Origin of the sequence: Nonomuraea sp. CA-218870 (assembly GCF_050936535.1) — a bacterium.
In the GTDB taxonomy this organism is placed as follows: domain Bacteria; phylum Actinomycetota; class Actinomycetes; order Streptosporangiales; family Streptosporangiaceae; genus Nonomuraea; species Nonomuraea corallina.
On the sequence record NZ_JBNJMN010000001.1, the window covers coordinates 815,973 to 824,951 of the forward strand.

The 8,979-nt window shown below is 69.9% G+C and carries 10 protein-coding genes, 1 tRNA gene and 1 pseudogene; 5 read left to right on the plus strand and 7 right to left on the minus strand.

The window, feature by feature from the left end; translation table 11 throughout:
• Positions 1-51: 51 nt before the first annotated feature.
• Positions 52-255: pseudogene (locus ACQEUU_RS04090) on the plus strand (tyrosine-type recombinase/integrase); the annotation flags it as partial.
• A 173-nt stretch (positions 256-428) separates the two neighbouring features.
• Here ACQEUU_RS04090 and ACQEUU_RS04095 read toward each other — a convergent pair.
• Together ACQEUU_RS04095 and ACQEUU_RS04100 are read right to left on the minus strand one after the other, a co-directional pair.
• Positions 429-518 (minus strand) — tRNA-Ser (locus tag ACQEUU_RS04095).
• A gap of 168 nt (positions 519-686) precedes the next feature.
• Positions 687-1,250: a YceI family protein gene (locus ACQEUU_RS04100; protein ID WP_433060455.1), complete on the minus strand. Its 564-nt coding sequence runs from the start codon at positions 1,248-1,250 to the stop codon at positions 687-689.
• A 99-nt stretch (positions 1,251-1,349) separates the two neighbouring features.
• Between ACQEUU_RS04100 and ACQEUU_RS04105 the strand changes: the two genes are divergently transcribed.
• A complete protein-coding gene (locus tag ACQEUU_RS04105; protein ID WP_433060458.1) occupies positions 1,350-1,880 on the plus strand; it encodes a MarR family winged helix-turn-helix transcriptional regulator in 531 nt (176 codons plus the stop codon).
• On the opposite strand, the gene ACQEUU_RS04110 is transcribed toward ACQEUU_RS04105, so the two are convergent.
• Positions 1,843-2,346, minus strand: coding sequence for a SigE family RNA polymerase sigma factor (locus tag ACQEUU_RS04110; protein ID WP_270152584.1), 504 nt, complete (start codon positions 2,344-2,346; stop codon positions 1,843-1,845). The two genes, ACQEUU_RS04105 and ACQEUU_RS04110, sit on opposite strands and share 38 nt — an antisense overlap.
• Before the next feature lie 200 nt (positions 2,347-2,546).
• Between ACQEUU_RS04110 and ACQEUU_RS04115 the strand changes: the two genes are divergently transcribed.
• Both ACQEUU_RS04115 and ACQEUU_RS04120 read left to right on the plus strand, forming a co-directional pair.
• A complete protein-coding gene (locus ACQEUU_RS04115; RefSeq protein ID WP_433060462.1) occupies positions 2,547-3,488 on the plus strand; it encodes a hypothetical protein in 942 nt (313 codons plus the stop codon).
• 5 nt (positions 3,489-3,493) lie between these two features.
• Positions 3,494-4,285 (plus strand): MauE/DoxX family redox-associated membrane protein, encoded by a 792-nt coding sequence (locus ACQEUU_RS04120; RefSeq protein WP_433060465.1) that lies wholly within the window; start codon positions 3,494-3,496, stop codon positions 4,283-4,285.
• Positions 4,286-4,388: 103 nt separating this feature from the next.
• Here the strand turns inward: ACQEUU_RS04120 and ACQEUU_RS04125 are convergent, their stop codons facing one another.
• Positions 4,389-5,561 carry an AAA family ATPase gene (locus ACQEUU_RS04125; protein ID WP_433060468.1) on the minus strand — a complete coding sequence of 391 codons (1,173 nt, stop codon included), beginning with the start codon at positions 5,559-5,561 and terminating at the stop codon, positions 4,389-4,391.
• Between the two features lie 239 nt (positions 5,562-5,800).
• Between ACQEUU_RS04125 and ACQEUU_RS04130 the strand changes: the two genes are divergently transcribed.
• Positions 5,801-6,259, plus strand: coding sequence for a MaoC family dehydratase (locus tag ACQEUU_RS04130; RefSeq protein WP_433060470.1), 459 nt, complete (start codon positions 5,801-5,803; stop codon positions 6,257-6,259).
• 64 nt (positions 6,260-6,323) lie between these two features.
• On the opposite strand, the gene ACQEUU_RS04135 is transcribed toward ACQEUU_RS04130, so the two are convergent.
• From ACQEUU_RS04135 to ACQEUU_RS04145, 3 genes are read right to left on the minus strand one after another with little or no spacing between them, the layout of a single operon-like run.
• On the minus strand, positions 6,324-6,599 hold the full coding sequence (locus tag ACQEUU_RS04135) for a hypothetical protein (protein ID WP_433060473.1): 276 nt from the start codon (positions 6,597-6,599) through the stop codon (positions 6,324-6,326).
• Positions 6,596-8,149, minus strand: coding sequence for a radical SAM protein (locus ACQEUU_RS04140; protein WP_433060476.1), 1,554 nt, complete (start codon positions 8,147-8,149; stop codon positions 6,596-6,598). Before ACQEUU_RS04140 ends, ACQEUU_RS04135 begins: the two co-directional genes overlap by 4 nt.
• Positions 8,146-8,889 carry a prolipoprotein diacylglyceryl transferase gene (locus ACQEUU_RS04145; protein WP_433060479.1) on the minus strand — a complete coding sequence of 248 codons (744 nt, stop codon included), beginning with the start codon at positions 8,887-8,889 and terminating at the stop codon, positions 8,146-8,148. The genes ACQEUU_RS04140 and ACQEUU_RS04145 overlap by 4 nt, the downstream gene beginning before the upstream one ends.
• Between the last annotated feature and the right edge of the window lie 90 nt (positions 8,890-8,979).

The window sequence follows — 8,979 nt, forward strand, 5'->3', positions numbered from 1 at the left end:
AGCCACCGTGAAACACAGGATGCCGAGCGGAAGAAGGCGGGAGACCGATGGGAAGAGCACGACCTGGTCTTCGCGACCAAGTACGGCACCGCCGTCGAACGTACCGAGGACTGGAAGGCCTGGAAGGCGATCCTCAAGCAGGCCGGCGTCCGGGACGTCCGGGTCCACGACGCCCGGCACACCGCCGCGACGCTCCTCATCGAGCAGGGTGTGAACATCCGCGTGGCAAGCAAGTTCTCGGTCACACCCGCGTGACGACCACCGAGCGCTACACCCACGTATCCACACCGCTGATGCGCGATGCGGGGGAACGGCTCGCGTCCGCTCTCTGGGGAAACCCGTAGCCGTTGCAACTAGGACTGCAACTATGACGCCCCTGAAGATCAAAAGGCCCTCTCCCCATCCAGGGAAAGAGGGCCTTCGAAGAGCGGAGGATCGGGGATTTGAACCCCGGATGGGCGGTAAACCCAAACCGCATTAGCAGTGCGGCGCCATAGACCTGACTAGGCGAATCCTCCTGGTAGCCGTGTGGCCAGGGTTAGCGTACCGGCCTTCGGCCCAGGCGGCAAAGCGGTTGTCGTGGTCGTCTGTGGCGAGTCATCCACACCTTGTGGGTAACCGGCTGTGGAAAAGGGCCCGCCCCTGGTCGAGGCGGGCTCCGGGCTGTGGATAACTGTGGGCAAAGGTCAGGCGGCCGGGTTGGCCTCGCCCTCGATCTCGATCTTGACGGTCTTGCCGACCAGGACGCCGCCGGTCTCCAGGGCCTGGTTCCAGGTCAGGCCGAAGGCCTCGCGGTCGACCTCCGTGGTGATCGAGAAGCCCCACACCGGCTGGCCCCACGGGTTGGTGCCGGCGCCGCCGTACTCGACCTTGAGCTCGACTTCCTTGGTGACGTCGCGGACCGTCAGGTCGCCGACGACGGTGAACTCGTCGCCGCCGGCCGCGACGACGCGCTTGCTCTTGAAGGTGATCTGGGGGAACTTCTCGACGGAGAGGAAGTCGTCGCTGCGCAGGTGGCCGTCGCGGTCGGCGACGCCGGTGCTGATGCTCTCGGTCTTGATCGTGAGCTCGGCGGTCGACTGCAGGAGGTCCTCGGCGATCGTGACGGTGCCGGAGAAGTCCGAGAAGTTGCCGCGGACCTTGCTGACCATCATGTGCTTGACGACGAAGCCGATGCGGGTGTGGGCGACGTCGAGGGCGTAGGTGCCCGGGGCGGGGATGGTCAGGCCGTTCCAGGTACGAGTGCTCATGAGGATTCCTTCGGACAGGAGAGCTTGTTGTGCGGACAGTTGCAACAACAAACATCTACACGAGGAATATTCCCTCCGTCAACTATCGTCATCTACAGTATGACGGTGACCAACATGAACGACCCTCGGCTGACGGCCATCGGGCTGCTGGCGGAGGTGTACGCCGGACTGACGGCCAGGATGCAGGCGGTGTTCAACGCCGCCGGGCTGTCGGAGATCGACTTCGAGACGCTGATCAGGCTCGGTCGCTCGCCCCGGCACGCGCTGCGCATGACCGACCTGGCGGCTCAGACCGGCCTGTCCACGAGCGGGGTGACCCGTGTCGTCGACCGTTTGGAACGTGACGGCCTGGTCATCCGCGAAGCGTGCGCCACCGACCGCCGCGCCTCGTACGCCACCCTCACCCCGGCCGGTCTGGCGAAGCTGGACGAGGTGCTGCCCCAGCATCTGGCGGACGTCGACGAGCTTTTCACCGGCCCGCTTCCCGAGGAGGAGCTGATGGCGTTCCTTGCCACGCTCCGCAAGATCAGGAGCGTCGTACGGCCCTGCGCGACGGCCGGAGCCGAAGACACGGCGGGAGCCGAGACCGGGGCTACAGCGGCGGCCGGAGAGGTGACAGCTCGGTCCTGAGCTTGGCCATCGCCCGCGACACCGTGCTCTTCACCGTGCCGACGCTGATGCCGAGCCTGTTGGCGATCTCCGGTTCGGTCATGTCCTCGTAGTAACGCAGCACGATCGCGGCCCGCATGCGGTCGGGCAGCCCCTGCAACGCCTGCTCCAGCCGCTCGTGCAGCTCGCCGGAGGCGGCTTCCGCCCCGGTGGCCATGTCGGGCAGGTCGTCCGAGGGGTATTCTTCCAGCTTCCGCCGCCGCCACTGCGAGATGTTGATGTTGACCATGGCTCGCCGCACGTACCCGTCCAGGGCGGCTCTGTCCTGGATGCGATCCCAGGCCAGGTATGTCTTGGTGAGCGCGTTCTGCAGCAGGTCCTCCGCGTCCAGCGGGTGTCCGGTGAGCTGTCTGGCGGCACGGAGCAGCGCCGGCCCGCGCGCTCGCACGTACTCGCGGAACTCCTCTTCCCACCTGGCCGTCTGCATCGTGGCCAGAATCGCAGGCCCGCGGCCTGATCAGGCTGAACCGCAAATCAGGTTTCGGCCCGCCGACGATAAAGGTCCGTCAAGGTCGGTGGCGGAATGTGCGACGCCGGATGTCATCTCCTTCACCGGGGGATGCGTATTTTGCTCTCCTCTGCGGCATGTGGCACGACCTCTCCTTCAACCGTGTGACCCTATGAGTCATGGCGTATCCGAGCGTTGACCGCAGGCGGACGCTGGCCGCGGCGGTGCTGGGCCGCGAGCCGGGCTTTCCGGGGCAGACGGCCGGGGGAGCGCCGCTCCGCGCGGTCACCGGCCAGATCCGCGACATCAGCCCGCACCTCGTCCTCGTCGAGACCCCCGAGGGCGCGGACGAGCGGCTGGTGATCGCGCCCTGGGCGAAGGCCTGGCACGGCGGCGACGTCGCGCCCGCCGACCTGCCCCTCGGGGCCAGGGTCGTCATGCGTACGCGCGAGGGCCGCGTGGTCGAGCACATCTGGGCCGAGACGCTCCGCATCACCGGCACGATCAGGTCCTTGGAAGGCCGCAAGGACGTGCGGGTCGAGCTCGACTGCGGGCCGCACCGGGGCCGCCGGACCATCGTCATCCCGTACCGCGCGACCGGCAGGCTGCGGGTGCGCCACCCGCAGTTCGAGCCGGGCTACCTGTTCGACGCGATCGGGATCAGGAAGGACGGGGCGGCGCTGGCCATGCTGCCCGCCACCTCCCAGCCCGCCTACCCGGCGCGCTCGGTCCCGCCGCCGCCGCCCGCCTACGGCGGCACGACCGCCCGGATCTCCGGCACCGTCACCTGGTCCGACGCCTTCGACGAGGACGAGCGGGGGGCCTCCTATCCCATGGTGGAGCGCTCGGACGCCGGCTGTCCGGACGCCGGGGTGTCGTGCGCGGGCCTGCCGTACCTCGCGCTCGGCTCGTTGCTGCAGGTGCACAACGTCTGCACCGGCCGCTCGGCGAACGTGCCGATCGTCGCGTGCGGATGCGTCGCCGGCCGTTTCTGTGACCGCTGCGTAGAGTGCGACACCTCCCCGCGCGGGCGGATCGCCGAGCTGTCGCCGCTCACGTACGTGGAGCTCGGCGGAGACCTGGTCAAGGGCTGTTTCAACGCGCAGATCGGATTGGGGTGAGGGACGTGCTGGCATCGCAGCTGCCGGTTCTGATCGTGCTGCTGTGTCTCGGCGCGGCGGCGAAGGTCGCGGTCAGCCGGTCCGGCAGGGAGCCGACCGCGCTGGCCAGGCTCGGGCCGGCCGTGCTGGTGCCCGCCCGCTTCCAGGCCCCGGCGCTGCTGGTCTGCGCGGCGGGCGAGCTGGCGCTGGCGGCCGGGCTGCTGCGCACCACGCACCCGGTCGTCCGCTGGGCGACGGTCGCGTTCTTCTCCATGTCCACGTACGTGCTCCTGGAGTTGCGCCGGCGCCGGCCGGACGCGGGGTGCGGGTGCTTCGGCGAGGTCAGCTCGGCGCCGGTCGAGGTACGGTCGATCGCCAGGACGACGGTGCTGGCCGGTCTGGCCGCGCTGTCGGTGTGGGCGCCGGTGCCCGGCTGGGTGGCGTTCGCCCAGCCTTCGTGGGGGTTCCTGCTGGCCGGGCTGGTGGTGCTGGCCGTGCTCTCGCCCGAGATCGAGGAGCTGGTCGAGCGGGTGCGGCACCGGGCCCCGTGCGAGCAGCGCCCGGGGCCCGCCGAGGGGGTCACGCTGGCGCGGCTACGGGCGAGCGGCGCGTGGCGGGCCCAGCGGGAGCGGCTCGCCTCGCCGGAGCCGTACGACAGCTGGCGGGAGCTGTGCTGGCGGTTCTTCGTCTTCAAGAACCACGAGCAGGACGACGTGGTGTTCGCCGTCTTCCTGGCCGGCCGCAGACCGGCCGTGAGGATGGCGGTGGTCGCCGCGGACAGCGAGTCTCTGCCCTCGTATACGCCAGTATCGGCCTGACGCTAGAGAGGGCTAGATCTCCCTCGACGGGCATGACGATTTAACTCTATTGGGCTATCTAGCTTCCCCTCTAGACAACCCAATAGAGGACTAGGGGTGCCGTCTAGATCGGTTGGGCACGCAGGAACCTCCCGAAGTGCGGCACGGTGAACGCGATCAGCCCGCGCTCGGCGCTGTAGATCAGGCCCTTCTTGATCAGGCTGTCGCGGGCGGGGGACAGGCTCGACGGCTTGCGGCCCAGCGCCTCGGCCACCTCGGCGGTCGCCACCGGCTCGTCGCCGATCTCGGCCATGGCCCGCATGTAGTCGCGCTCGGCCGGGGTCGCGCGCTCGTAGCGGCTGCCGAAGAAGCCCACCGCCAGCTCCTCCTCGGCCTCCGGCGCCGAGACGCGGACGTCGTCGAGCGTGATCGGGCTGCGCGGCGCGAGGTCCCAGGCGACCTTGCCGTAGGCCTGCACGAAGTAGGGGTAGCCCTCGGCCGCGTCGTAGAGGGCGTCGAGCGCCTCCTGGGTGAACTCGACGTCCTCCTCGCGGGCGGGCAGCATGAGCGCCAGGTCGGCGGCCTCGCGGTCGAGCTTGTCGATGCGGGCGTAGCGGAACAGCCGCTCGGAGTAGCTCTTGCTGGCCGACAGCACGCTCGGCAGGTGGGGCAGCCCGGCGCCGACCACGATCAGCGGTCCGCCGCTCTGGGACAGCTCGTGGCAGGCGGCGCACAGGGCGGAGATGTCGGCGGGCTGGACGTCCTGCATCTCGTCGATGAACAGCGCGATGCCCACGCCCAGGTCGGTCGCCACCCCGGCGGCGTCGACGAACAGCTCGGTGAGGTCGATCTCCAGGTCGCCGGAGTCGGCCCGGCCGCGCGTGGCCGGCACCTCGATGCCGGGCGACCAGTGGGAGGTGCCCTTGGCGGCGGACGGGTCGCGCATCGCGAACGCCTTCAGCACGCCGAGGAACTCCTCGATGCGCTCCGGCGCGCGGTGGCGCGGGGCCAGCTCGCGGATCGCCATGTGGAGGGCGGCGGCGACGGGCCTGCGGATCGACTGGTCGGGCCTGGCCTCGATCTTGCCGGTGCCCCACAGCCGCTGGATGGCCATCGAACGGAACGTGTTGAGCAGCACGGTCTTGCCGACGCCGCGCAGGCCGGTGACGACCATGCTCCGCTCGGGACGTCCGCGGGCCACCCGCTCCAGCACGACCTCGAACTGCTGCAGCTCACGGTCGCGCCCGGCGAGCTCCGGCGGACGCTGTCCGGCTCCGGGGGCGTAGGGATTGCGCACGGGGTCCACGCTCTCCGACTTTATTGCGCCATATAGCGGCCGTCTTAGATTCGGGAAGAAAGCGCGACGGCGTGTCCGGGCGGGAGGCATCGCGAGCACCGTCATCGGACACACCCCCTTCCACCAGGCCGAACCTCTGTTCGACTCGCGTGCCTACGACTGTAGCGCGGACTCGAACAGGTGCGCGATGTTTTCAGGTAAAGATCTTCGCAACGGCCCGGCTGATAACGTTCGCCCTCATGCGGACCTTCGCGAACATCCAGGAACTCAAGGACGGCGTCGGCGAGACGTTCGGCCCCACCGAGTGGCGCACGATCACCCAGGACCGGGTGAACCTGTTCGCCGACGCCACCGACGACCACCAGTGGATCCACGTCGACGTGGAACGGGCCAAAGAGGGCCCGTTCGGCGGCACGATCGCGCACGGCTACCTGAGCCTGTCGCTGCTGCCGTCGTTCATGTTCGAGCTGATCCGCGTCGAGGGCATCCAGATGGGCGTCAACTTCGGCCTGAACAAGGTCCGCTTCCCCCGCCCCGTCCCGGTCGGCTCGCGCGTCCGCGCCGTCGCCGAGCTGACCAGCGTCAAGGGCACCCCGGCGGGATACCTGTCCGCGCTCAAGATGACGGTCGAGGTCGAGGGCGAGCGCCGCCCCGCCTGCGTCGCCGAAACCCTTTCCCTGTACGTGCCCGCCGAGTAGTGCCCCCTCCAGCGGTCCCTGGATTCGTGGACTGTTCCGCGGAACTCGACGGGTGACGCTCGCGTCAGGTGAAGGACAGCACGATCGCCGTCACCGCCGCCAGCGCGAGCACCCCCAGGTAGGCCAGCACCAGCCGGGTGTCCCGGAGCAGGCACTTGCTCCGGGTCAGCCCGGCCCGCCGGGCCTTCCAGTACCCCGCGAACCCCAGCCCGGCGAAGGCCAGCAGCGCCCACGGCCCGAACAGCCAGGCGAGCAGCGCGATCGTCGCGTACACACACAACCGGAGCGGATCGTACGGCTCGCGATCACTTCGAGGCGGCGGGCTGTGAGGAGCGGTCACAGGATCACCTCCAGCGGCAGCCGCGTCCGCTGCTCGGAGGCCACCGCCGACAGCCGCTGCGCCGAAAGCTGCGGCCACGCCTGCACCGCGCAGAACGGCGCGCACTGGTCCTGGGCCGCCCGCGTGCCGACGTGCACGCAACACTGCGTGAGCCGCTCCTCGATCATGGTCGAGATGTCCATGAACGGCTTGATCGTGATCCGGACCACCCGCTCGCCCATCATCCGGCGCAGCTTTCCGCGCCGGCCGGGCAGGGCCGACGAGGCCAGGGTGAGCAGGGTGGAGACTCCGAGGTCGCAGTTCTCGCAGATGTCGCGCCACAGGTCGCCGATCCGCGGGTGCGACAGCGACGACTGCTCCGACAGCAGGCCGAGCAGCGACTCCTGCACCGCCAGGCGCAGCTCGCGGGGGATCTCGCTGTCGGCGATGCGGTTGGAGACCAGGCCGAGGTTCTCCTTGAGCCGGTCGTGACCGATCAGCGCCGTCAGCGAACGCCACTGACCGGAGTCGTCGCGGATGAGGTAGCCGACCGAGCAGCAGTGCGGGTGCGAGCACGGCAGCGCGGTCAGGTCACGCCACGTCACCAGCCCGCCGGTCTGCGGGCCGAGCCGCTTGAGCACGCCCGTGTGGGTCAGCCGGTCCATCGGGTCGATCGCCCCCGACCTGCCGGAGCCGAACTGCGGCTGCAACGACACCCCGCCCACGAACGGCGTGTCGAGCGCCACCCGGACGACGTCGCCGATCTCGCCGTCGTTCACGCCGAGCGCCGCCGTCATCACCAGCGTGGTGAAGATCTCCCGTGCCGAGAGCCGCTCCACCGCCTGCCGCTTGAGCCTGCGCAGATCACCGCCGCGGTGGTGCCTGGACGCCTCGGCCGAGGAGCCGTCGTACTGCAGGTAGACCTCCACCCGCTCGCGATGCTCGGTGAGCAGGTCGAGCAGGGCGTCGTCACGGGCGATCAGCACGCCGTTGGTGTTGATCAGGATGCGCGTGACCGGGCGCCCGGCCAGCTCGCGCAGCAGCGTCTCCAGCTCGGGGTGCAGGGTCGGCTCGCCGCCGCTCAGCATGAGCACGTCGAGCCTGCCGTTCTCCCTGGCCAGCCGCTGGTCCACGTTCGCCAGCACCTCGGCGACCGGCACCACGCCGCTCAGCTCGGGCGAGCTGACGGCGAAGCACGTGGGGCAGCGCAGGTTGCACGCCTCCGCGATGTCCTCCAGCAGGATGCACGTGTGCTGCGTCTGCAGCTCGGGGAGCCCTTTCAGGTACGCGGCGGGCACCGGGTCGAAGTTGCCCGCGAGGTCCGGCACGTGCTGCTTGGTCGGAGCGGTCCATTCCTCCAGATAGGCCAGGATCTCCGGGTCCTCGTCGTAGAGGGTGCGGACCAGCCCGTGCTCCCGGCAGCCGCGCTCCAGCCACACCCTGCCGTCGCGCACCGCCAGATAGCCGCTCAGCCGCTCGACCCGGTCGAGGTCGCGGCCGTGGCAGTGCGGGCAGAACGCGTTCACGTAACGGACGATACGGTCGCCTCTCAGCCCCATCCCCGTGCTCATGTCATCACCTTCCGCTCGAAGAGGGCATCGTAGTAACCGCGCCGCCACCCGTACCCGAGCCTCAGCCCGAGCAGCAGCATCCCAGGCAGGAGGAAGCACTGCGGGCCCGTCAGCCCCAGCCACAGCACGTCGTTCGCCCTGGTGAACTCCACCAGGAACCGGAAGCCCGCGTACGTCGCGACGTACAGCGTGAACAGCTCGCCCGGCCGGGTCAGCCGTCCGCGCGCCCACACCAGCGCGGCGAACGCGGCCAGGTGGAAGACGATCTCGTACAGGAATGACGGATGCATCGCCTGACCCGCCAGGCAGCCGGGGCAGTCGGGCGTGCCCGCCGGGGCGTGGATCCCCCACGGCAGGTCCGTCGGCCGGCCCGGCGCCTCCGTCAGGTGACAGCCGATCCGGCCCACTGCCATGCCGAGCGCCACCGCCGGCGCGAACAGGTCACCCGTCCGCTCCCGGTAGCCGATGATCCGCTTGGCGACCAGGACCCCGAGGTACGCGCCGGTCAGCCCGCCCAGCACGCTGCGCGACCCGTACAGCCACAGGTGCCGCAGGTCGAACGTCTCCAGCCAGCCGGCCAGGCGCATGCCGATGGCGCCGCCGACCAGCGCGCCGGTGACAGCCACCAGCGACTGCTCGTGCAGCGCGCCCCTTCTGCGGGCCTCCAGGAAGAACACCACCGAGGCGACCGCGACGCCGAGGCCGACGAAGATCTCGTGCAACGGCATGTCACGCGCCATGACCGAATCGATGCCCAGAGGAGTGCTGCCCCGGTGGTGTCGTCATCTTCTCCCTCTCGACCGCCGGACAGGCTGGGGACCCGCCGGTGG

Bases quoted from the DNA above. Each gene is read 5' to 3' on its own strand.
- ACQEUU_RS04100 (WP_433060455.1), bottom strand. From the start codon at position 1,250: ATGAGCACTCGTACCTGGAACGGCCTGACCATCCCCGCCCCGGGCACC.
- ACQEUU_RS04105 (WP_433060458.1), top strand. From the start codon at position 1,350: ATGACGGTGACCAACATGAACGACCCTCGGCTGACGGCCATCGGGCTG.
- ACQEUU_RS04110 (WP_270152584.1), bottom strand. From the start codon at position 2,346: ATGCAGACGGCCAGGTGGGAAGAGGAGTTCCGCGAGTACGTGCGAGCG.
- ACQEUU_RS04115 (WP_433060462.1), top strand. From the start codon at position 2,547: ATGGCGTATCCGAGCGTTGACCGCAGGCGGACGCTGGCCGCGGCGGTG.
- ACQEUU_RS04130 (WP_433060470.1), top strand. From the start codon at position 5,801: ATGCGGACCTTCGCGAACATCCAGGAACTCAAGGACGGCGTCGGCGAG.
- ACQEUU_RS04140 (WP_433060476.1), bottom strand. From the start codon at position 8,149: ATGAGCACGGGGATGGGGCTGAGAGGCGACCGTATCGTCCGTTACGTG.
- ACQEUU_RS04145 (WP_433060479.1), bottom strand. From the start codon at position 8,889: ATGGCGCGTGACATGCCGTTGCACGAGATCTTCGTCGGCCTCGGCGTC.